Raw genomic sequence first — 21,696 nt, forward strand, 5'->3', positions numbered from 1 at the left:
ATTTTTAGTTAGGACTTACTTATAACAGATTTACATCTTAAATAAGTTCAAATTACTAATTTACTGGATAATTTAATCTTTTTTCCCAGATTTCTCAGGCTTTGGCAAAAGAACCTTTCTAGAAAGCTTGAATTTTCCAGTCTTTTTATCTATATCAATTAGTTTAACAACTATTTCTTCTCCAGGTTCCAATACTCCATCCATATTTTCAAGTCTTTCCCACTTGATTTCTGAAATGTGCAATAGACCATCTTTACCTGGCATGAACTCTACAAACGCTCCAAACGGCATAATATTTTTCACAATGCCAGTATAAGTTTCCCCTATCTCAGGCTGAGCTACAATATTTTTGATACGTTGGATAGCAGAATCCATTGATTCTTGGTTGTTTGAGAAGATATTGATCTTACCAAGGTTATCTACTTCCTCAATGACAATAGTTGCTCCGGTATCTTTTTGAATTTCTTGGATTACTTTTCCTCCAGGGCCAATCACCGCACCGATCAACTCCTTAGGAATTGTCATATTATATGACCTTGGAGTATGTGGCTTAAGCTCAGATTTAGGCGCTGCAAGTGTCTTAGAAATCTCATCTAAAATATGAAGTCTTCCGTCTTTTGCTTGGTACAATGCTTCTTTCAATACACTATAGTCCAAACCTTCTACTTTAAGATCCATCTGGCAAGCAGTGATCCCTTTAGAAGTACCGGTAACTTTAAAATCCATATCTCCCAAGTGATCTTCATCACCCAAAATATCCGATAGGATAGAGTAGTTTCCTGTTTCAGCATCAGAAATCATGCCCATTGCAATCCCTGTAACAGGAGATTTGATTTGGATACCCGCATCCATCATGGCCAATGAACCAGCACATACTGTAGCCATAGAAGAAGAACCATTGGATTCCAAGATATCAGAAACGACGCGGATGGTGTATGGGTTTTCGTCCACACTAGGAAGCACTTTCTTAAGCGCTCTCATAGCCAAATTACCATGACCTACTTCCCTACGTCCAGGACCTCTGTTTGGCCTTACTTCACCAGTAGAGAATCCAGGGAAATTATAATGTAGGAAGAACTTATTATATCCGGAGATCACAGCTCCGTCCACCATTTGTTCGTCCAATTTTGTACCTAGGGTACAAGTAGTTACAGATTGGGTTTCACCACGGGTAAATACTGCAGAACCATGAGCAGATGGTAAATAATCCACCACAGACCATATAGGTCTTACCTCATTAAGTTTACGACCATCCAAACGCTTCTTCTCGTTCAAGGTCAAGTTTCTAGCAGCTTCCTTATGGATTTTTTTGAAGTATGGACCGATCAAATCTGCCTCATATTCATGCTCTTCACCTAAGCTTTCTACAAATCCTTCCTTGATTGCACTGATCAAATCAGATCTTTCAGTCTTATTAGCGATTTGCTTGCTTACAACTTCATAACATTTGTCATAAAGTTCAGCCTTCATTTTTTCATAAAGCGCCAAATCCTCTTTCTCATGAGAGTACGCTCTCTTTACTTCCTTGCCAACCAATTTGGTAAGTTCCATCTGAACTTGGCAATGCTTTTTAATTTCTTCGTGAGCAAACTGAATTGCTTCCACCATCTCATCCTCAGAGATTTCATCTGCTTCACCTTCCACCATTAAGATAAAATCCAATGATCCGGCCACGATGAATTCTAGTGTAGCCTCTTCCAATTTGCTAGGTGTTGGGTTGATCACCAATTCACCATCAATCTTAGCTACCCTTACTTCCGAAATAGGTCCATTAAAAGGTATATCAGATACTGCAAGCGCTGCAGAAGCTGCCAAACCAGCCAAACAATCAGGCAACACTTCGGCATCCGAAGACATTAGGGTGATCATGATCTGGGTATCAGCATGATAGTCTTCTGGAAAAATCGGACGGATAGCCCTATCCACAATTCGGCTGATCAAGATTTCATAATCTGAAAGTCTACCTTCTCTTTTTAAGAAGCCCCCCGGAATCTTGCCTGATGCGGCAAATTTTTCTTGATAATCAACTGACATCGGAAGGAAGTCAACACCCTCTCCCGCTTCTTTTTTTGAAACAACGGTTGCTAAGAGCATAGCATTGCCCATTTTAACCACTACAGCACCATCCGCCTGCTTGGCCAATGCACCGGTTTCAATAATGATTTCCCTACCATCCTCAAGAACGATAGATTTTGAAATTACATTTGGTAACATACGATTTCTTTAAGAATAAATCTTCTGACTAGTTTTAAAAGTAAGGTTTAAATATATGGGGAAAAAGAAAAAAAGTAAGGTTCCCGCAGTCGGGAACCTTACATGCTAATTATTTACGTAGTCCTAAGTCTGCTAATACAGCTCTGTATCTTGAAATATCATTTTTGTAAAGATAGTTCAAAAGAGCTCTTCGCTTACCTACCAATTTCAAAAGACCCAATCTTGATGAGTGATCTTTTTTGTTTGTCTTCAAGTGGTCAGTTAAGTGCTTGATTCTGTATGTGAACAAAGCGATCTGAGACTCAGGAGATCCTGTATCTTTGTCAGACTTTAACCTACCATGATTTTGAAACAACTCTGATTTTTTCTCTGATGTTAAATACATGCTTAGTTAAAATTAATTATTACGTTTATTTAAAGCAGGTACAAAGATATGACTATTATTTCTAATAGTAAAATACCTTAGAGTTTTTTACGCCTATTTAGCTTAAAGCGCTCTTTGATTTTCTGAAAAGCAGCATAATAGGCATCCGCTTCAAACAACCTGGCGTCTTTCCTCGCTTGCCTTAAGAAGAAAATACCTGCAGGAATCAAGGCGATATTGGCAAACCAACTTCCGAACAAAGGATCAGCCATCCCCTCTTTTGCCCACTTCTCTCCTGTCAAATTCAACATATAAAAGAGGATAAAGAAAATAATGGACAAGAGTACCGGCATACCCAAGCCTCCTTTTTTGATTATTGCCCCTAAGGGAGCACCTATCATAAACATCACCATACAGGCAAAGGCCTGTGTATATTTTTGATACCACGCTATCTCAAATCGCCTCTTCTCTCGGGCAAGCCCATCCACATTGGCCATATTACTACTAAAATTATTCCTAATTGTCCTGGCACTTTGCAAACTCATCGTGGCCGCCCGTGATTTATAATGTCCGTTTTCCAAAACTGAATCTATCTTGGCCACTTGCCTTTCGGAAAAATTCAAATAAGCCGTTTTTGCATCCTCTTCATCTTTCTTCTTATCAGCCATAAGTTTCCTGGCCCTATTAAATGCAACTGTATCCGCCTCCGCTTCTTGCTGCTCGGTCAATTTATTGGTGTTTGTCGTATTCGCTAAACCATTGACAGATCCTTTGGACAAGCTATCCTTGGTAACTGAAATTGGCTTTTCTATCTCATTTGAAGCAATAGTCACATTTTTGCCACTATCTATCTTCGCTTGGGATTCAATATCTTTAACAGCCTCATTATTCTCTTCCTCTTCCACATATCTCGTAACATTATTCATTCCTGCCAGCTCCTCTTCCCTAGCCATCTTTCTTTTGAATTCAATATCCTTAAGCGAGTCTATTTTTGCTTTTTTTCTCTTAAGATCCTCTGGAATCTGAATATCCCTTTGCTTACTAAAAAAAGAATAAGCAGACTTTAACTGTGCATAATTATAATATTGGTAATTCACGAGTTGATTGGACATAGAATCTACATCCATTTTTATCTCACGTATGTTCTTTATGGACCTATTGGAAGACCATAAGTTTTCCGGGGTCCTGTCCATTTCAAATGCATCCAAACTGAAGACTATTTCATTTTTGTCAAATTTAGTCCTCGTAAAAGGAACCGGCTTTCCCCTAATACCCCTTTGAGATTTATCTTCATTATAGCTGTTTCCCTGAAACAGCGTCAGCTTCATGTAGCGGTCATTGAAATAAGGTTCCATCCTACCAGAATCAGCCATAATCACACTCAAATTACCTTGCCCACTAGAATGATCATAGATAATAACATCCTGCAAACGGATATCATCCAATTTTTTATTGACCTTGATGCTATAATTGGGAATTCCATTATAAAAGACACCTTCTTTGATATCTAGTGCTGGCGATTTCATCCTAATGTCGTATAGCAGACTAAAAGTTTTAAGATTCACCTTGGGGACCAAATAGTTGTTAGAGAAAAACGCAGCGATGGTCAGAAAAAAAACAAAAACACCGATAGGCATCAAAGCCCTCACCAAAGATATGCCACTGCTTTTGATGGCTGTCAATTCAAAATGTTCCCCTAAATTACCAAAAGTCATCAACGATGAAAGCAATACAGCCAATGGTAATGCCATGGGAGAAATCGACACTACAAAATACGCAATCAACTCCATATAGACACCAAACCCTAAACCCTTACCAAATATCTCATCGAAATATTTGAGCATGTTTACAGTCAGTAGAATAAAGTCTACAACAATGAAAGTCAATAAAAATGGCCCAATAAAGGACCCTAGAATTAATTTATCTAATTTTTTCATGAGGCGTTCAACCACCAATATCCACGTAATATGAGCGCACTAAGTTCATCATATTAAATGAAAAATTATAATGATAGAATTATTTATCCACCAATTATTTCCTTTAAAGTAGAAACTAAGCCCTCCCAAATTTCCTCTTGTTCACTATCATCATAAGAATCACTATAGTCTATTACCTTCAAAAACAAGGTCTGGGTAAGTTCATTCTCATCCAACCTGAACTCAACATAGGAATGGTCCTCTTCATCAGGCATTGCAGGATCGAAAAACTCGAACTTCACACCATGGTTTGAACGAATAGCAGCTATCCTCGCATAATGATCTAAGCCATCATAAACAAAATTAAAATTCTTATCTGCATCAATGGTCACGTCATCTGCAAACCACTCGGAAAGTCCACTAGCAGTACTTAAATAGGGGAAAATAATCTTTTTGGAAGTATTCACCTGATAGTCAGCAACAAACTTATTCTTAACCATAACTTTAAAATTTTATTCGATAAAAAGTTAACATTTTTCACCTCTAGGGCTTGCATTTAATCAGATAACCCTACATATTTGCATTCCCATTCAGCAAGGAGTTGGCAGTTAACCAAAGCCAAATATAATACTCTAGTTGATCTGGAGGCTCAAAAGAGAGTCTATTTTATCTGGCGAGGTAGCTCAGTTGGTTAGAGCGCAGGATTCATAACCCTGAGGTCACGGGTTCAACTCCCGTCCTCGCTACTCTTAGGCTTCCATTTTTGGGAGCCTTTTTTGTTTTTAATCTTTTTATCATGGATGAACTTTTCACTGTTTATGTTTTATTCACTAAATCTTCTGGTAAAACTTATACTGGAATGACCTCAAACCTTACCTATAGGTTCCATTCACATAACACCTTTGCCAAAAAAGGTTTCACTACTAGATACAGACCTTGGACAGTTATTCATACTGAAATCTTTTTCTCTAAACCAAAAGCCCTCCAAAGAGAAAAGGAACTTAAAACTGGTAATGGAAGAATTTGGATCAAAACAAATATCCTACCCAAATATCTATAAACTAAATCTTGCAATGGATTCTTATCCGCCTTAGCGGACCAGGGTTCAACTCCTTCCGATAACTGTCGGAACTACAGATAACCTTCCATTTTAGGGAGCCTTTTTTATATATTTCACTTATTCAATCATGGAATAATTTTTTACCCTACAGTTTATTCGACACAGATCTTAACCTATTACTCAACCTCTATGAATAAATTAGAAGTACCAAGACAAATACTCTTAATATCTACACCTAAATTTGAAAGGAAGCCCCTCCCCCAATTTTTAATAAATATTTGTTCCGTGCTTTTTGTAATATAGTGAAATTTAAGAAATTGACCTGCCAGTAAACAAAAAATATTAACAAACAAAAAGCCCCTCAAATGAGGGGCTTTTATAATAGAGTAAGTTAGTGCTCCTTACTTTACTTTTTCAACAACAGCTTTGAATGCCTCTGGATGATTCATGGCAAGGTCAGCCAAAACTTTTCTGTTTAGCTCAACTTCTGCTTTCTTGAGCAGACCCATGAATTGTGAATAAGAAATGCCATGTTCTCTGGCACCGGCATTGATACGCTGGATCCAAAGCTTTCTGAATTCTCTCTTCTTAGCTTTTCTATCCCTGTACGCGTACTGTAAACCTTTTTCGTACTTGTTTTTTGCTACAGTCCATACATTGCTACCTCTTCCGAAGTAACCTCTTGTAGCTTTTAATACTTTTTTTCTTCTTGCTCTTGACGCTACCGCGTTTACTGATCTAGGCATAATTAATTAATTTTTTGACTCTTGGTGCCTGAAGACTTTCACCCTCAGAACTTGACAAACCAAGCATCTGGTGAATAAATAACCTTTAAATTGATTTTGTCGAAAATCAGATTCTCAACATGTCTTTTACTCTGTTCACATCAGACTCATGAACTTCACCCATTTTAGTAAGATTTCTCTTTCTTTTGGTTTCCTTCTTAGTCAGGATGTGGCTTTTGTAAGCATGTTTCCTTCTAATCTTTCCAGATCCAGTTAATTTGAATCTCTTTTTTGCACTTGATTTAGTTTTTACTTTAGGCATAACACTGTATTATTTGTTGAAATTATTTCTTACTGGTTTTGGGAGCAACAAACATATTCATTCTTTTACCTTCCATTTTAGGAAGTTGCTCCACATGACCGTATTCTTCCAATGCCTGCGCGAATTTCAATAACAACATCTCTCCTCTTTCCTTAAAGACAATCGATCTACCAACAAAGTGCACATAGGCCTTTACTTTGGCTCCATCCTTAAGGAAGTTGATGGCATGCTTTAGTTTAAAAGCAAAATCATGATCGTCCGTATTAGGTCCGAACCGGATTTCTTTAAGAACAGTTTTGGCAGCATTGGCTTTGATTTCCTTCTGCTTCTTTTTCTGTTCATATTTGAACTTCGCATAATCAATCACCTTACATACAGGTGGATTAGCATTAGGAGAAATTTCTACGAGATCAAGGTCCTGCTCCTTGGCGATCTTGATAGCTTCATCCGTAGGAAGGACGGCATTTCCTCCTTCTACAAAGTCACCAACTACCCTTACTTCACGCGCTCGGATTTTTGAATTTACTTTATAAGGCTCTTCTTGTCTCGGTCTAAACGGTTTTCTTCCTCTCAAAATAGTTATATTGATTAAATGAATTTGACTGCAAATATCGGATATTTTTTTAATTATTAAAATACCGAATCTTTTTTAGCTTTTATTTTTATTTACTTAGGGATTCCGAAATAATATTTTTGAAGTACTTCACAAACTCCTCCGGAGTAAAACTACCCAAGTCACCTTCACCATGCTTACGCACAGACACTTTGCCTTCTGCTTCTTCTTTTTCCCCTACAATTAGCATAAAAGGCACTTTTTTAACTTCTGAGTCCCGTATCTTTCTGCCAATTTTCTCATCGCGATTATCAATAGAACCAGCAATATCATTCTCATCAAGCAATTGATGGATAGTATTGGCGTAATCAATAAATTTCTCAGAAATTGGCAAAATATTAATCTGCTCTGGTGACAACCACAGTGGAAAATTACCAGCACAGTGCTCAATAAGCACCGCTACAAATCTTTCCAAGGAACCAAAAGGAGCCCTGTGAATCATCACTGGACGGTGCTTTTGGTTATCTGAACCTACATACTCCAATTGGAATCTATCTGGCAATTGATAATCTACTTGAATAGTACCCAACTGCCAGCTTCTTCCTAAGGCATCTTTTACCATAAAGTCCAGCTTTGGACCATAGAAAGCGGCTTCGCCTAATTCTGTAACTGTATCAAGGCCCTTTTCAGCAGCTGCTTCCACAATGGCAGCCTCAGCTTTGTTCCAAGCCTCGTCTCCACCGATATACTTATCTTTGTTATCAGGATCTCTTAAGGAAATCTGAGCAGTATAATCATCAAATCCCAAAGCCTTAAATACATAAAGTACCAAATCAATCACCTTGATAAACTCTTCTTTTACCTGATCTGGACGACAGAAAATATGGGCATCATCCTGAGTGAAGCCTCTTACCCTGGTCAAACCATGTAATTCCCCACTTTGCTCATACCTATACACTGTACCAAACTCAGCATATCGAATGGGTAGGTCCTTATAAGATCTAGGCTTATGCTTATATATCTCACAATGGTGAGGACAGTTCATTGGTTTCAGTAAGAATTCCTCTCCCTCATGAGGAGTAGCAATCGGCTGGAAGGAATCCTTACCATATTTCTCATAATGACCAGAAGTTTCATATAGAACCTTATGACCAATATGTGGAGTAATTACTTGCTGATATCCTGATTTATCCTGGGCTTTCTTCAAAAAGCTCACCAAACGTTCTCTTAACAGCGTGCCTTTTGGCAACCATAAAGGTAAGCCCATGCCCACCTTTTCAGAGAAGGTAAACAGTTCCAGTTCCCTGCCCAATTTTCTATGATCACGCTTTTTAGCTTCCTCAAGCATCTTAAGGTACTCAGTAAGTTCTTTAGCTTTCGGAAAAGAAACGCCATAGATTCTGGTAAGCATTTTATTATTCTCATCCCCTTTCCAATAAGCTCCAGCCACATTAAGTAACTTTACAGCCTTAATAAAACCAGTATTAGGTACATGTGGGCCACGACAAAGGTCTACAAAATTACCTTGCTCATAAAATGTAATGGTACCATCTTCTAATCTATCGATCAGGTCCAGTTTATATTCATCGCCCTTTTCTTTAAAATAGGCAATGGCATCACTTTTTGAAATATCCTTCCTGATATATTCATTTTTTTGGCGGGCAAGCTCAACCATTTTTTTCTCAATGGTTTCCAACTCTGCACCATCAATCTGCTTATCACCAAAATCTACATCGTAGTAAAAGCCCGTCTCAATGGATGGCCCGATTCCAAATTTCACTCCAGGGTACAAAGCCTCTAAAGCCTCAGCCAAAAGGTGGGCAGAAGAATGCCAAAAAGTAGATTTACCATCTTTGTCATTCCAGGTCAGTAATGCCACCTCAGCATCATTGTTGATTGGCCTGGTAGCATCCCAAACCTCTCCATTTACTTTAGCGGCAAGGACGTTCCTAGCTAATCCCTCACTGATACTAAGCGCGATTTGTAAGCCGGTAGTTCCTTTTTCGTACTCTTTCACTGCCCCATCAGGCAGCGTAATGTTAATTAAGTTATTAGACATTTAACTCTTCTAAAATTGAATTGAACATAGCACCTTTACAAACAGGTGCTTTAAGTATGCAAATATGCAAATTCAGTATGGGATTGAAAAATTTTAAACTTAAAGAATAGGATATTTGGTTACAATACAAATAATAGCCACTATCTCCCACTTAGTCAATCAAAAACACACTACCTTTTCACCTCTTTTCGTCGGATTGATAAAATTGTTTTATATGAATATCGGAATTCTTCACCACGCTTTTATACCACTCCAACCTCAAAACTTCTTTTTCAGCTTCATCAAGATAAAAATCGTCAGGACGCTTATTAGCTATCTTTTGGTGCAAATCATAAAGACAGACAGAAGCACTTACTGAAATATTAAAGCTTTCCGTAAAACCAGTCATGGGAATATGGACCAAACCGTCACTTTTCTCAATAACTTCATCACTCACCCCGGCATGCTCATTCCCAAAAACCAAAGCTATCTTTTCATCCGTTTTCACTTCACTTAAAGGCATGCTTTTACCATGTGGAGAGGTAGCCAATATTTTATAGCCTTTTTCCCTCAATGCTGAAAAACAACTATCCACGGCAGATACAGTAGGGCTTTCTACATATCGATGAATATCCACCCATTGAGCAGCTCCTCTCACTACATAAGGATTGATATGATAGGTGGTCGATTTTTCTATGATATGTATATCCTGCACTCCAAAACAATCGCAGGTCCTGATTACAGCGCTGGCATTGTGAGGTTTGTAAATATCCTCCAATACAACGGTGAAAAATCTCGACCTTAGGGCCAAGACTTCTTCCATCTTGGTCTTTTTATGGTCAGTGATATATTGCTCCAAATAGGCCATCAATGCCTTATCAGGATTTTCTTTCCCCATATCAGAATAAGCCTAATTGCTCCTTATCATCATTCTCCTCATCTCCCTTTACATTTAAATCTATAGTGGAGCCCACTTCTATATCTTCTTCTTTTTCGGCTTTGTCTTCAGCCTTCTTTACAGGCTCCAATAATTTAATATCTTTGATCGGATAGGAAGATAGTTTATTCCCCACTGATTTCCATCCTTTCACATCGATCAGCATATCCAAATCATATTCTACTTCTTCAACTTCATTCCCTTTCTTAAGGCTCACCTTAACCTGAGGCTGTTTATCCATGGAAACCACCTTCAGATAGGACTTTTTATGATCTGATATAAAACCAAACTTTTTATTAACCGTACTGGTCTCAACTAAGAACCGCTTTACATAGTAATTCTTACTTGCTCCATCATAATAAATGGCAGATACCACTTTTGCTGGATCAAACTTCTCAATTGACAATAGTGTGTTGGTATCGTACCTATTGGTCAACTCATAAGAAGTCACTTCATAACTACCATCATTATAGAAAGCAATGATTTTATCATCACTTATAAAATTACCAATCAACTTGCCTCGCTCATCAGTATTCAACCGACCGACAGCATCATCAAAATAAACATCAAGTCCTCCTAAGGTCGACACCCCCTCCATCTTTAGTTGGATCTTTCTAATTGGATACTTGGTAAGAATATTACCACCTGCTCCACGACCTTTGATATCTATTTCTTTAAAATCAAAATCAAACACCTTCACCCTGGCCTTGCTACCTTGGGTCAAATAAGCTGTGATGATCTCTGCCTCTCCATTGCTGTTGGCAGTGAAATAAAGTACTTTTGAGCCTTTTGAACCTTTTGTAAGCACATACTCCCTGTCTCTGGTCACACTCAATATCTGAAAGCGCTTCACCATTGCTCTTCCTGAAACTCCGTCGAGATATATCATGTTGTAGACCATTCTTTCATCCCCCTTACGGAAAACCCCTACATGGATAATGTCTTTTCCTACAAAAACCTTATCCTGTATCTTAGTAACCACACAGGTACCATCTTTTTTAAATGCGATGATATCATCAAGGTCGGAACAATCACATACAAATTCATCCTTCTTAAGACCATGTCCAATAAATCCATCCTGCCTATTGACATACAGCTTGGCATTATTGGCGGCCACTACGGTAGCTTCAATGGTATCAAAGGTGCGAATTTCGGTTTTCCGCTCTCTTCCTTTACCATACTTCTTTAATAAGTTTTTATAATATCCAATGGCAAATTCTGTCAGGTTTTCCAAGTTATAGTTCACCTCTTTGAGCTCCTCTTCCAGCTTGCGCATCAGCTCGTCAGCCTTAAATGTATCGAATTTGGAAATTCGCTTGATCTTAATCTCGGTAAGCCTGGTGATATCTTCTTGGGTGATTTCCCTATAGAAATCAGGTTTATATGGGTCCAGTCCCCTATCAATGGTTTCCAACACAGCCTCCCAAGTCTCACACTCTTCGATATCCCGGTATATCCTATTCTCAATAAATATTTTTTCAAGTGACGAGAAAAGCAGTTTTTCCATCAATTCTCCCCTTCGGATCTCCAGTTCTTGTTTCAGTAAATCCTTGGTTTGGATGGTATTCCTTTTCAGGATATCGTTTACGGTCAGGAATACAGGCTTGTCATCAATGATCACACAGGCATTAGGAGAAATGGACACCTCACAATCGGTAAATGCATATAAGGCATCTATGGTCATATCAGGAGACTGGCCTGAAGCCAAAAAGACCTGTATCTCCACATCCTTGGCCGTATTGTCCACTACTTTTTTGATCTTGATCTTCCCCTTATCATTGGCTTTGATAATAGAATCAATAATTGAGTTAGTGGTTGTTCCAAATGGAATATCCTTAATTAAAAGACTTTTATTATCTCCTTCCTCAATTTTTGCCCTGACCTTGACCTTTCCGCCCCTGATTCCTTCATTATATTCCGAAAAATCTGCCAGACCTCCTGTTGGGAAGTCTGGCAGAACATTGGTTTTTTTCCCCTTCAAAACATCAATGGAAGCTTGGATAAGCTCACAGAAGTTATGGGGTAAAATTTTGGTAGAAAGCCCCACTGCAATCCCTTCAACCCCCTGAGCAAGGAGCAAAGGGAATTTAACAGGCAAGGTCAATGGCTCCCTTTTCCTACCATCATAAGAAAGTTGCCATTCCGTAGTCTGAGGATTAAAGACGACATCCAATGCAAATTTAGAAAGCCTTGCCTCTATGTACCTGGCTGCAGCTGCACCATCACCCGTACGGATATCTCCCCAGTTACCCTGAGTCTCTATCAAAAGATCCTTTTGGCCCAGGTTCACAATGGCATCACTGATGGATGCATCCCCATGTGGGTGGTACTGCATGGTTTGTCCGATGATATTGGCCACCTTATTGAAGCGACCATCATCCATTTCTTTCATCGCATGCAGGATCCTTCTCTGTACGGGTTTAAAGCCATCTTCAATGGCTGGTACTGCACGCTCCAAAATCACATAAGAAGCATAATCGAGAAACCATTCTTTGTACATTCCAGTTACTGGAACCGAATTGTGAAGGGCTTCTCCATTTTCTTCCTGACCATTATTTTCTATATCACTCATATTCTATTATAGCAATTTAATAAAAGGGTGTTTAACAGATTTAGTTGAAAAATGCCAATCAGGCCGCTTCAATCTCCTTTTCATCAACAGGCTTATGACTGTCTTTTTCATCAACCACATCCTTTTCCACCTTCAGGTTATCTATGATGAATGTCTGTCTTTTCGGGGTGTTTTTGCCCATAAAGAAGGATAACAAATCTGCTATTTTAGTTTCTTTCCTAAGGATAATAGGTTCTAAACGAATATCCTCTCCTATAAATCCACCAAATTCTTCTGGGGAAATCTCTCCTAATCCCTTAAATCGGGTGATTTCCGGTTTATTGCCCAGCTTGGCTATGGCATTCCTACGCTCTTCATCTGAATAACAATAAATAGTTTCTTTTTTATTCCTGACCCTAAAGAGCGGTGTGTCCAAAATGTACAGATGACCATTTTTCACCAAGTCAGGAAAGAACTGTAGGAAGTAGGTCATGATCAGTAACCTAATGTGCATTCCATCCACATCGGCATCCGTGGCAATCACAATTTTCCTGTAGCGAAGCCCTTCTATACTATCTTCAATATTAAGGGCGTGTTGAAGCAAGTTGAATTCCTCGTTTTCATAGACCACCTTCTTAGTCATCCCATAGCAGTTCAAAGGTTTACCACGAAGGGAAAACACCGCTTGAGTCTGTACATCCCTGGATTTGGTTATCGAACCTGAAGCTGAATCACCCTCCGTTATGAAAAGCATCGTGTCATTTTTGGCTTCCTCATCCGCCTTTTTATCATCATAATGCACACGGCAGTCTCTCAATTTTTTATTATGAAGATTAGCCTTTTTTGCCCGCTCATTGGCCAATTTCTTAATACCTGAAATTTCTTTTCTTTCCCTTTCAGACTGTAAGATTCTTTTGAGCAAAGCATTGGCAGTATCAGGATTTTTGTGCAGATAATTGTCCAGCTCCACCTTGATAAAGTCATTTACAAAAGTTCTTAAGGTCGGCCCATCAGGCCCAACACTTTGCGAGCCCAGCTTGGTCTTGGTTTGTGATTCAAAAACTGGCTCTTGAACCCTTACAGCAATTGCTCCCACAATACTCTGCCTAATATCAGAGGCATCATAATCCTTTTTGAAAAACTCTCGAATTGCTTTTACAAGGGCTTCCCTAAAAGCGGCCAAGTGCGTACCTCCCTGTGTAGTAAACTGCCCGTTGACAAAAGAATAATATTCTTCACCATATTGATTGGAATGGGTCAGCGCCATCTCTATATCATTGCCTTTAAGGTGAATGATAGGATACCTGCTGCTATCTTCATCAATTTTCCTGTCCAATAGATCATGAAGTCCCTTGTCAGAAAAATATTTCTTTCCGTTATAATTGATATTTAGCCCTGCATTAAGGAAGGCGTAGTTCCAAATCTGATTTTCTAGGTATTCAGGGATAAAATGGTAGTTTTTAAAAACAGTGGGATCGGGAGAAAAAACGATCTTTGTCCCATTCCGCTCAGAAGTCTTTACCACTTCCCTATCTTCTACCAATTCCCCCTTATTGAACTCAGCCACCTTGGTCTGACCATCCCTATACGATTGCACCTTAAAATATTCAGACAGGGCGTTTACTGCTTTGGTACCCACACCATTTAGTCCAACAGATTTCTGGAAAGCCCCAGAGTCATATTTTCCCCCCGTATTGATTTTAGAAACGCAATCAATCACCTTGCCCAGAGGAATTCCCCGTCCATAATCTCTCACCTCAACCCTATGCTCACTGATCTTGATGTCAATGGTCCTTCCATGTCCCATCATATGTTCATCAATACTGTTATCAAGGATTTCTTTTACCAAAACGTAAATCCCATCATCCTGAGCACTACCATCTCCTAACTTACCAATATACATCCCGGGACGGAGCCTGATATGCTCTTTCCAATCCAGGGACTTGATACTATCTTCGGTGTATTGTACGTTTTTTTCTGCCATTGATATTTTAAATTTCTAGGGTACTTTTTATGCTTCTGACTTAAGACTGCTCATCTTTTTTGATACAATCACAAAGAGCCATATAATCCATATTACAAAAAATACTGGAATTAAATACAAGCCGTATCCAGAACTATTTCCTATTGCCTCTGTCATCCCATTGATTCCATGTACATAAAAGGCGATGATGACAATGCCTATGTTCATTACTGCTGCAAAGGAATAAGACCAGGTCAACATATTATCCTTAAAAGGATCACCGTTTCTGAACAATTTCTTGATATTCAAAGTGGACTTGTTTTCTATCATCTTAGCTGGCGTTATAAAAACCAGGTTCAAAAAGATAAACAAACCTATTCCTGCATAAAAAAAGGTGTCTTTGTCGATAATCTTCAAGGTCTGTCCACTCTCTCCCACCTCATAATTGACCTGCTGAGGTAAGGCTGAATAGATATACAAGAAAATGACGATGAATAGGAATACGGAAAGCAAATGGAATGCTTTGGCAAATCGATACTTCATAAATTCGTAATTTAAACTGCTAATATAAGGTTTAAGATCAAAGAATACCCTGATGAAAGCGGTAGTTTTTTCGGCTTGGGTCAAAGAGACTTTTGCCCCTTAGCTTTAATTTCCTGACAATAAGTGGCATTTATGCTCCTATACTCTATTTATAATCGTTTGAAATTATACCAATACTGGCCTAAGTACCTTTGCTGATTAAACGTAACGGCTCAAAACACCAATATTCCATTTCTCTTGTTTTACTTTATCCCATCTTATTGTACCTTCGTTCCTCATTTCAATCGCCTTTGGTAATAGTTTTTATGAACAAGTTCCTGCTTTCAATCCTAACCTTATGCTTCATCCTTCTTTTCAGCGCATGTTCAAGCAAGCTTGACGCTGGCAAGATCAATTTGGAAAACTGGAAAAATGACCGGTATGGCTGCAAGGGGCTTAGAATACAAGACTTGGAAGAGCTTCAAAAAATCAAAAACACATTTTTGGAAGCTAATAACCAAGAACTTATTCTTACTTTTGGTAGGCCCGACAGGGTAGAGTTATTGGACAAAAGCCAGAGTTTCTTCTTCTATTTTTTAGAGCCATCAGATGACTGTGGTGAGGGCCATAAAACAGAAAAAGAACCCCTAAAGGTTCTCTTTCGCTTAAATGCTATCAATAAAGTGAGTGAGGTGACCATCACCACTTTGAATCCTTAATCTGGAATCAAAAACAAAGGGCCGCGGCTCCGAGTGTTCCTGCATTATTTCCTAAGGTGGCTTTAGAAAGCTTTAACTCATTGACATAATACGGTGTAAGATACTGTCTCACCGTCTTATCCAAAGCTGGCATCATAAACTCCAAGCCTGCAGATATTCCACCTCCAAAGTAAATCTCTGTTACATCAAGTATTCTTACTGTAGAAACAATAGCTTCTCCCAAAATATTACCTACTTCTTCAAAAGTCATCAATGACACTTCATTGCCTGCAAGGGCTGTGTCCACCAATAAATGTGTTCCCAATTCCTTGTCACGAAGCACTCCTGCCTTTTCAGGATAGGCATGGATCATTCTTTCCAAAATGGTCAAAATGCCATTTCTTCCGATTAAAGTCTCTAGTCGGGCATTACCACGAGACATCATATGCCCCATTTCCATGGCATTTCCTCTAGCTCCCTTAAAGATCTTTCCATCAATCACTGCAGCACTACCAATACCTGTTCCCATCGTGATGAAGAGGAAGTTAGGAGATGGTTTGGAAGATGCAAATTTAAATTCACCCACCGCAGCAGCACTCGCATCATTTTCTAGGAAAAAGGACTTATCTGGATATTTATCCAAAAGAGATTGCTTTAAGTTAAATCCATCCAAATTTGGAATGGCTGGAATTTCAAGCGTGGTGGTTCTCTCCTTATTGATCAGGCCTGGTAGTCCTATACCCACTTTATGGACATCTGGATATTTGGAAAGATACTTTCCAATTACATCTACGAAACAAGCATTGAACCCTTTTGGGTCATTTTTATATGGACTGGTATCTTCTTTATCAAAGGAAACAATTTCTCCTTGCAAGTTTACCTTGCCAATTTTAAGGTGTGTTCCACCCACATCTACACCTAGAAAGTGTTCTTGTTGATTATTCATGGTTTATGGATTAATAGGTTTTGGCTCCTAAATTAGTAAAGAGTTCAACTTACTTCCTAAAATCTTTTAAAAAGACTTGAAAGATTCCATGAACGGCAGGGCAAATCATCGTATTTTTCAATGTCAGGTTCAGTATCCCATGTATATTTTTTCTATTGGTATGAGGATATTCCCTACAGGCCTTTGGCCTAGATTCATATACAAAACATTTATTGTCTTCTCCCAAAAACGGACAGGGAGAACTGTTCAGCACAAAATCCCCCTCCTCATCCCGATGCAGGTAAGTATCTATGAATTCGGATGACTTCATCCTGAAGACCTTGGCTAACCTATCAATATCAGTCTGTATGAAAATAGGACTCGTAGTCTTGCAGCAGTTCGCACATTCCAAACAATCAATTTGCTCAAATTGCTCATCATGGGCATCAGAAAATTTTTGATCAAGGGTCTTGGGTTTTATTTTTCTTAATCTTCCCTTGAGTTTTTTGTGATTAGCATATTCACTCCGGGCCTTATTTTTAAAATTTTCTAAATCCATAAATTTAAATTACAAATTTATACACCTGTTTGAATTAAATTTATCAGTAATATATTTGGAATTCTAGCCTTTTTTCGTATTTTTAGAGGTACTTCAAACCAAACTGACATGAAAATGCACCCTAGCGAATTATTCTTCTATTTCATCCCTTCTCACCCTATTGACAAACAGGCCAGGGCCTATGCCCGTTCTGTCTCCAGATACGTCAATGAAATCGATATTGAAAAAGAACGTATCACCACTACGGGCTGGAGAACCATTTTGGAAAAATTGAAACTTCGCCCTAAAGACTTACTCAACCGAGCTCACCCTGACTACCAAAGCCTCATCGCTGGCAAAACTTGGGATGATGAAAGCTGGTTAAATATTTTGGTTAAATACCCTTATTTGATCAAAGCTCCAATTGCCATTAAAAGGGAAAAGGCCGTGTTGTGCACCAAACCGATGGAAATTCTTAAATTGAGTTAATCAACAATTTCGATACCGTTATCTAAGATCCTGATTTTCTTACTCTTGTATAATTGCCCTATAGATTGCTTAAAGTGCTTCTTGCTCATCCCCAAACTTGACTTGATGTCTTCAGGGGATGATTTATCATGCAGCGGCAGGAATCTTTTATCAGCCAAAACTGCCATGATTTTTTCTGCACCCTCTTCATACTTTTGCCGGCCAATTGGCGTCAGCTGAAGATCCAACTTCCCATCATCTCTTTTCTTCTTTATATACGCAGTGATTTCTTCGCCCATCTTAATCGGCTTGAAAACTTCATTGCCATAGACCAATCCTTCATAATGCTGGTCTATCAAAATCTTATAACCAAGGTCTGTATGATCAAACACCAAGCCTTTGATTTCTTGGCCCTCTTCAAACACACCGGTGTCGGATAACATAAAGTCCTGGTACTTAGAAACCCCGATCAAACGGTTGGTTTTGTAATCCACACAAACCATTACCAGGTATTTTTGCCCTTCAGTAATAGGCTTGCCCATTTCTGATTTAGGCACAAAAAGGTCCTTTGGCAACCCCCAATCCATAAATGCCCCAAACTGCGTCACTTCTTTCACCTCCATTACTGCAAATTCATCTACCAATGCCACAGGTCGGTCAGTTATGGCCACAGGTCTATCTTCACTATCCGTGTAGACAAAAACCTCTTTTTCATCCCCTTCCTTTTCATCCCCATTGAGGTATCCTTGAGGTAATAATACTTCGTCGCCATCGGATAATTGCAGGTATGCACCATTACTTGTAAATCGGTTGATGGTTAATGTGGAGATCTTGCCCAATTCTTTCATATTCTTCATTTGTCCCAAAGTTACGGAAATATGATCAAAACTGATTTTTGACCAGAAAAAACTATTTTATTTCCTTGGACCAATTGGAATAACAAGCTTTAAAATTTAGATTTAACTAAAGAATAGTAAACGCAAAATATGACCTTCCCTCCTGACTTTGGGAAAATAAATTAAGTTTTTATGGTAAAAGTTTCTGTAGTTGGTGCTGGCACAATGGGTAACGGTATAGCGCATGTTTTCGCCCAATTTGGACATAAAGTAGCCCTTATAGACAGCAGTGAAAAAGCGCTTGAAATGGCCATGGGCACCATTGCCCAAAACCTAGATAGGCAAATTGCCAAAGAAAAAATTGACCCTCAGGAAAAGGAAGAAATTCTTTCAAGAATCCGCACTTATTCTGATTTGGAATTAGGGATAAGTAAATCAGATTTAGTGGTGGAAGCGGCCACTGAAAATCTATCTGTAAAACTGGAGCTTTTTAAAAAACTGGACCAATATTGTCCTAAAGAAACCATCCTGGCTTCCAATACTTCTTCCATCTCCATTACCCAAATCGCCTCAGCTACAGCCAGGCCAAATAAGGTAATAGGAATGCATTTCATGAATCCTGTTCCGGTGATGCCATTGGTAGAGGTCATCAGGGGCTACAGCACTTCCCATGAAACCACCCACCAAATCATGTCCCTCTCTAAAAGCCTTGAAAAAACACCCGTCGAAGTCAATGATTATCCGGGCTTTGTATCCAATAGAATATTAATGCCCATGATCAATGAGGCCATTTATTCACTATATGAAGGCGTCGCAGGAGTACAGGAAATTGACACGGTTTTAAAAATGGGCATGGCTCATCCCATGGGACCTTTGCAGCTGGCTGATTTTATAGGTTTGGATGTGTGCCTCTCTATACTAAAGGTACTCTATGAAGGCTTGGGCAACCCCAAATATGCCCCTTGTCCATTACTGGTCAATATGGTCGCAGCTGGCCACAAGGGAGTAAAAAGCGGTGTGGGTTTTTATAAACATGAACTGGGCTCCAAGGAGATACAGGTTGCAGAACGCTTTCAAAACTAACTCAATATAAAAAAGCCTACTTTATGCATATTGCTGTCTCTGGAAATATAGGTAGTGGCAAATCCAGCCTGGCAAGTATGCTGGGCAAGCATTTCAACTGGCATGTCAACCATGAAGACGTAGATGATAATCCCTATCTACTGGACTTCTACGAGGACATGCACAAATGGGCATTTCATCTTCAGGTTTATTTCCTCAATAGTCGATTTAATCAGATCAAAGAGATTCTAGCCAGCAAAAAGACCACCATACAGGACCGCACCATTTATGAAGATGCCTATATTTTTGCGGCCAACCTCAATCAATCTGGTTACCTGAATAACCGAGATTACCATAACTACCTACAGCTCTTCCATTCAATGATGCACTATATCCAAGCTCCAGATTTATTGATTTACCTCAAAGCAGATATCCCCAAACTGGTCAGTCAAATACAGAAAAGAGGCCGATCCTATGAAGCAAATATCAGCATCAAATACCTCAAAAACCTCAACAACCATTATGAAAACTGGATTAAAACCTATGACAAGGGGAAAATACTGATTATTGATGTCAATGATTTGGATTTTGTATCAAAAAAAGAAGATTTCAGTCAGGTGCTTAATTTGGTGGACCGCGAAATCAATGGTTTATTTGCCTAAATTCATCAAATCATTTTTCGCATGAACCAAGAATAAATCGCCTTGGAATACTCTTCTTTGGGATTGACCAATAGCTGGTCAAGTTTTTTGAGGCTTCCGCCCATCATGATATTTTCATACATGGGTAAGCGGATGATTTTATATCCATGCAGCCTGCTCAGCAAATCATACTGGGCGTCGTTATAAGCGTTCAATTTCCAACCTGCAGAACCATTTCCACTTAGATCGCCCGCCTCTTCAGAATACCCAAAACACTTTCCTGCGATTGGCGGACCATACCATATTCTTTCCTGCAAACCAGTCTTGAGACACTCCCTTTCAAATGTCCTGCAGAGGCGTTTATAAGCATCTACCCAAGCAAAGGTAAAAACATCATAAATATTTGATTTAAAAGAATTTAACCTATACCTATTAAAGTGAACTGCATCATCGTAAAGAAATAGAAAACGATCAATCTTAAAGTCAAATTTTAAATTCTCCAAACAGATAAAATCACCATTTCCCCCAATTCGCTCGTAGAGCTCTTGAAGCATGGATTGGGCCTTTTCATCCAGTAAATTTGGGTTGGTTTCCAATAAAAAGTGTTCTTCCAATTTGAGGTCCTGATCAAGCAGAACCTTAATAAGATTATTTACTTTAAGTTGATGCAAAATACAATATCGTTTGGCTAGAATTATTCATTCACAGTGCTGGAATTTGATTCTTTAATCCGTTCCTTTAAGTTCCCTTTTGAACCTGGAAAGGTCGTTTTTGAGGAAATATCAATTCCTATCAAAACCATTAAAAGCAAAAAGATGATGCTTAGAATAAGAAATATTATTTTCTTTGTTTTCATATTTGAATCTTTTCCTCAATTTTACAGAAAGGATGGTTCGGCAAAAGTAAGGCAATCTTTCCGCTTATGAAAACCTTATGGTAAAAGCCTTTTAATGTAAAAAGAACTTTATTTTACTTCAGTGACCACACTTAATTCGATGAATACACTGTTTACTCATACCACCATGTACAAGCTGATCAACAAGGATGTAATTTTTCAATTTTTAGGAGATAATCCTGAACTCATCAAGCCCATGATGGAAATGGTGCTCAACAATAATATTTTAGATCTCAAAAACCTAGATCAATTTTATGATCAAAAGAACTATGAAGAGGTTAAACTGAAGTGTCATAAAGCTAAGTCCGCCATGGGCTATGTAGGTTCTTCTCAAACCAAAAAGCTGCTGCAATCCATTGAATTAGATGTAAGGGAAAATTTCCCTAAGCATAAAGCAGAGTTAAAAGAGCACATCGCCATTTTGGAAACGGAACTAAAAAAACTCCTCGGAGAATTAGATGATTAAGT

The 21,696-nt window shown here is 38.7% G+C and carries 22 protein-coding genes and 1 tRNA gene; 7 read left to right on the top strand and 16 right to left on the bottom strand.

The annotated features are described in order from the left end of the window. Positions 1–72 precede the first annotated feature (72 nt). The 4 genes from pnp to KZP23_RS18630 form a co-directional block, all read right to left on the bottom strand. Complete coding sequence (gene pnp, locus KZP23_RS18615) at positions 73–2,214, bottom strand: polyribonucleotide nucleotidyltransferase (protein ID WP_215226753.1); 2,142 nt, start codon at positions 2,212–2,214, stop codon at positions 73–75. 109 nt (positions 2,215–2,323) lie between these two features. Further along, on the bottom strand, positions 2,324–2,599 hold the full coding sequence (gene rpsO / locus KZP23_RS18620; protein ID WP_186757916.1) for a 30S ribosomal protein S15: 276 nt from the start codon (positions 2,597–2,599) through the stop codon (positions 2,324–2,326). Between the two features lie 77 nt (positions 2,600–2,676). After that, positions 2,677–4,515: an LptF/LptG family permease gene (locus KZP23_RS18625; RefSeq protein WP_226333281.1), complete on the bottom strand. Its 1,839-nt coding sequence runs from the start codon at positions 4,513–4,515 to the stop codon at positions 2,677–2,679. Between the two features lie 83 nt (positions 4,516–4,598). Next, complete coding sequence (locus KZP23_RS18630; RefSeq protein ID WP_226333282.1) at positions 4,599–4,994, bottom strand: START-like domain-containing protein; 396 nt, start codon at positions 4,992–4,994, stop codon at positions 4,599–4,601. 172 nt (positions 4,995–5,166) lie between these two features. Between KZP23_RS18630 and KZP23_RS18635 the strand changes: the two genes are divergently transcribed. Together KZP23_RS18635 and KZP23_RS18640 are read left to right on the top strand one after the other, a co-directional pair. Next, positions 5,167–5,240: transfer RNA gene (locus KZP23_RS18635), tRNA-Met, on the top strand. Between the two features lie 50 nt (positions 5,241–5,290). Beyond that, positions 5,291–5,554, top strand: coding sequence for a GIY-YIG nuclease family protein (locus KZP23_RS18640; protein WP_226333283.1), 264 nt, complete (start codon positions 5,291–5,293; stop codon positions 5,552–5,554). 401 nt (positions 5,555–5,955) lie between these two features. Here the strand turns inward: KZP23_RS18640 and rplT are convergent, their stop codons facing one another. The 8 genes from rplT to KZP23_RS18680 form a co-directional block, all read right to left on the bottom strand. After that, complete coding sequence (gene rplT, locus KZP23_RS18645) at positions 5,956–6,300, bottom strand: 50S ribosomal protein L20 (RefSeq protein WP_186757920.1); 345 nt, start codon at positions 6,298–6,300, stop codon at positions 5,956–5,958. A 106-nt stretch (positions 6,301–6,406) separates the two neighbouring features. Beyond that, positions 6,407–6,601: a 50S ribosomal protein L35 gene (gene rpmI / locus KZP23_RS18650; protein ID WP_192010205.1), complete on the bottom strand. Its 195-nt coding sequence runs from the start codon at positions 6,599–6,601 to the stop codon at positions 6,407–6,409. A gap of 22 nt (positions 6,602–6,623) precedes the next feature. Further along, complete coding sequence (gene infC, locus KZP23_RS18655) at positions 6,624–7,175, bottom strand: translation initiation factor IF-3 (RefSeq protein WP_226333284.1); 552 nt, start codon at positions 7,173–7,175, stop codon at positions 6,624–6,626. 88 nt (positions 7,176–7,263) lie between these two features. Then, the gene (gene thrS, locus KZP23_RS18660; RefSeq protein ID WP_226333285.1) at positions 7,264–9,213 is read right to left on the bottom strand and encodes a threonine--tRNA ligase; all 1,950 of its coding nucleotides are present in this window, start codon (positions 9,211–9,213) and stop codon (positions 7,264–7,266) included. Between the two features lie 178 nt (positions 9,214–9,391). Continuing rightward, positions 9,392–10,090, bottom strand: coding sequence for a TrmH family RNA methyltransferase (locus KZP23_RS18665; protein ID WP_226333286.1), 699 nt, complete (start codon positions 10,088–10,090; stop codon positions 9,392–9,394). 1 nt (position 10,091) lies between these two features. Then, complete coding sequence (locus KZP23_RS18670; protein ID WP_226333287.1) at positions 10,092–12,701, bottom strand: DNA gyrase/topoisomerase IV subunit A; 2,610 nt, start codon at positions 12,699–12,701, stop codon at positions 10,092–10,094. A gap of 58 nt (positions 12,702–12,759) precedes the next feature. Next, on the bottom strand, positions 12,760–14,664 hold the full coding sequence (locus KZP23_RS18675; protein ID WP_226333288.1) for a DNA topoisomerase IV subunit B: 1,905 nt from the start codon (positions 14,662–14,664) through the stop codon (positions 12,760–12,762). A 27-nt stretch (positions 14,665–14,691) separates the two neighbouring features. After that, positions 14,692–15,186 (bottom strand): DNA topoisomerase IV, encoded by a 495-nt coding sequence (locus tag KZP23_RS18680; RefSeq protein WP_226333289.1) that lies wholly within the window; start codon positions 15,184–15,186, stop codon positions 14,692–14,694. A 305-nt stretch (positions 15,187–15,491) separates the two neighbouring features. Here KZP23_RS18680 and KZP23_RS18685 point away from each other — a divergent pair, with 305 nt between their 5' ends. Then, entirely contained in the window at positions 15,492–15,884 is a 393-nt protein-coding gene (locus KZP23_RS18685) for a magnesium transporter CorA family protein (protein WP_226333290.1), read from the top strand. 7 nt (positions 15,885–15,891) lie between these two features. Here KZP23_RS18685 and KZP23_RS18690 read toward each other — a convergent pair whose 3' ends face one another. Next, positions 15,892–16,809, bottom strand: a complete 918-nt coding sequence (locus KZP23_RS18690; RefSeq protein ID WP_226333291.1) for an ROK family protein — start codon at positions 16,807–16,809, stop codon at positions 15,892–15,894. 49 nt (positions 16,810–16,858) lie between these two features. Further along, a complete protein-coding gene (locus tag KZP23_RS18695; protein ID WP_226333292.1) occupies positions 16,859–17,347 on the bottom strand; it encodes a YkgJ family cysteine cluster protein in 489 nt (162 codons plus the stop codon). Positions 17,348–17,455: 108 nt separating this feature from the next. Between KZP23_RS18695 and KZP23_RS18700 the strand changes: the two genes are divergently transcribed. Continuing rightward, positions 17,456–17,815, top strand: coding sequence for an arsenate reductase family protein (locus tag KZP23_RS18700; protein ID WP_226333293.1), 360 nt, complete (start codon positions 17,456–17,458; stop codon positions 17,813–17,815). Here the strand turns inward: KZP23_RS18700 and KZP23_RS18705 are convergent. Continuing rightward, positions 17,812–18,642, bottom strand: coding sequence for a CvfB family protein (locus KZP23_RS18705; protein ID WP_226336549.1), 831 nt, complete (start codon positions 18,640–18,642; stop codon positions 17,812–17,814). The two genes, KZP23_RS18700 and KZP23_RS18705, sit on opposite strands and share 4 nt — an antisense overlap. A gap of 180 nt (positions 18,643–18,822) precedes the next feature. Between KZP23_RS18705 and KZP23_RS18710 the strand changes: the two genes are divergently transcribed. Both KZP23_RS18710 and KZP23_RS18715 read left to right on the top strand, forming a co-directional pair. Continuing rightward, positions 18,823–19,713, top strand: coding sequence for a 3-hydroxyacyl-CoA dehydrogenase family protein (locus KZP23_RS18710; RefSeq protein ID WP_226333294.1), 891 nt, complete (start codon positions 18,823–18,825; stop codon positions 19,711–19,713). A 23-nt stretch (positions 19,714–19,736) separates the two neighbouring features. Next, positions 19,737–20,354, top strand: a complete 618-nt coding sequence (locus tag KZP23_RS18715) for a deoxynucleoside kinase (RefSeq protein WP_226333295.1) — start codon at positions 19,737–19,739, stop codon at positions 20,352–20,354. A 5-nt stretch (positions 20,355–20,359) separates the two neighbouring features. Here the strand turns inward: KZP23_RS18715 and KZP23_RS18720 are convergent, their stop codons facing one another. Beyond that, complete coding sequence (locus KZP23_RS18720; RefSeq protein ID WP_226333296.1) at positions 20,360–21,004, bottom strand: DUF7255 family protein; 645 nt, start codon at positions 21,002–21,004, stop codon at positions 20,360–20,362. Between the two features lie 324 nt (positions 21,005–21,328). Here KZP23_RS18720 and KZP23_RS18725 point away from each other — a divergent pair, with 324 nt between their 5' ends. After that, positions 21,329–21,694, top strand: a complete 366-nt coding sequence (locus KZP23_RS18725) for an Hpt domain-containing protein (RefSeq protein WP_226333297.1) — start codon at positions 21,329–21,331, stop codon at positions 21,692–21,694. Positions 21,695–21,696 lie beyond the last annotated feature (2 nt).

It is taken from the genome of Echinicola marina (assembly GCF_020463795.1).
In the GTDB taxonomy this organism is placed as follows: Bacteria; Bacteroidota; Bacteroidia; order Cytophagales; family Cyclobacteriaceae; genus Echinicola; species Echinicola marina.

Excerpts from the sequence above, each read along its gene's own strand:
- KZP23_RS18640 (WP_226333283.1), top strand. The coding sequence starts at position 5,291 with ATGGATGAACTTTTCACTGTTTATGTTTTATTCACTAAATCTTCTGGT.
- rpmI (WP_192010205.1), bottom strand. The coding sequence starts at position 6,601 with ATGCCTAAAGTAAAAACTAAATCAAGTGCAAAAAAGAGATTCAAATTA.
- KZP23_RS18680 (WP_226333289.1), bottom strand. The coding sequence starts at position 15,186 with ATGAAGTATCGATTTGCCAAAGCATTCCATTTGCTTTCCGTATTCCTA.
- rpsO (WP_186757916.1), bottom strand. The coding sequence starts at position 2,599 with ATGTATTTAACATCAGAGAAAAAATCAGAGTTGTTTCAAAATCATGGT.
- KZP23_RS18670 (WP_226333287.1), bottom strand. The coding sequence starts at position 12,701 with ATGAGTGATATAGAAAATAATGGTCAGGAAGAAAATGGAGAAGCCCTT.
- KZP23_RS18630 (WP_226333282.1), bottom strand. The coding sequence starts at position 4,994 with ATGGTTAAGAATAAGTTTGTTGCTGACTATCAGGTGAATACTTCCAAA.
- pnp (WP_215226753.1), bottom strand. The coding sequence starts at position 2,214 with ATGTTACCAAATGTAATTTCAAAATCTATCGTTCTTGAGGATGGTAGG.
- KZP23_RS18625 (WP_226333281.1), bottom strand. The coding sequence starts at position 4,515 with ATGAAAAAATTAGATAAATTAATTCTAGGGTCCTTTATTGGGCCATTT.
- KZP23_RS18685 (WP_226333290.1), top strand. The coding sequence starts at position 15,492 with ATGAACAAGTTCCTGCTTTCAATCCTAACCTTATGCTTCATCCTTCTT.
- KZP23_RS18665 (WP_226333286.1), bottom strand. The coding sequence starts at position 10,090 with ATGGGGAAAGAAAATCCTGATAAGGCATTGATGGCCTATTTGGAGCAA.
- KZP23_RS18695 (WP_226333292.1), bottom strand. The coding sequence starts at position 17,347 with ATGGATTTAGAAAATTTTAAAAATAAGGCCCGGAGTGAATATGCTAAT.
- KZP23_RS18705 (WP_226336549.1), bottom strand. The coding sequence starts at position 18,642 with ATGAAAGAATTGGGCAAGATCTCCACATTAACCATCAACCGATTTACA.
- KZP23_RS18715 (WP_226333295.1), top strand. The coding sequence starts at position 19,737 with ATGCATATTGCTGTCTCTGGAAATATAGGTAGTGGCAAATCCAGCCTG.
- rplT (WP_186757920.1), bottom strand. The coding sequence starts at position 6,300 with ATGCCTAGATCAGTAAACGCGGTAGCGTCAAGAGCAAGAAGAAAAAAA.
- KZP23_RS18710 (WP_226333294.1), top strand. The coding sequence starts at position 18,823 with ATGGTAAAAGTTTCTGTAGTTGGTGCTGGCACAATGGGTAACGGTATA.
- KZP23_RS18675 (WP_226333288.1), bottom strand. The coding sequence starts at position 14,664 with ATGGCAGAAAAAAACGTACAATACACCGAAGATAGTATCAAGTCCCTG.
- KZP23_RS18725 (WP_226333297.1), top strand. The coding sequence starts at position 21,329 with ATGAATACACTGTTTACTCATACCACCATGTACAAGCTGATCAACAAG.
- thrS (WP_226333285.1), bottom strand. The coding sequence starts at position 9,213 with ATGTCTAATAACTTAATTAACATTACGCTGCCTGATGGGGCAGTGAAA.
- KZP23_RS18690 (WP_226333291.1), bottom strand. The coding sequence starts at position 16,809 with ATGAATAATCAACAAGAACACTTTCTAGGTGTAGATGTGGGTGGAACA.
- KZP23_RS18700 (WP_226333293.1), top strand. The coding sequence starts at position 17,456 with ATGAAAATGCACCCTAGCGAATTATTCTTCTATTTCATCCCTTCTCAC.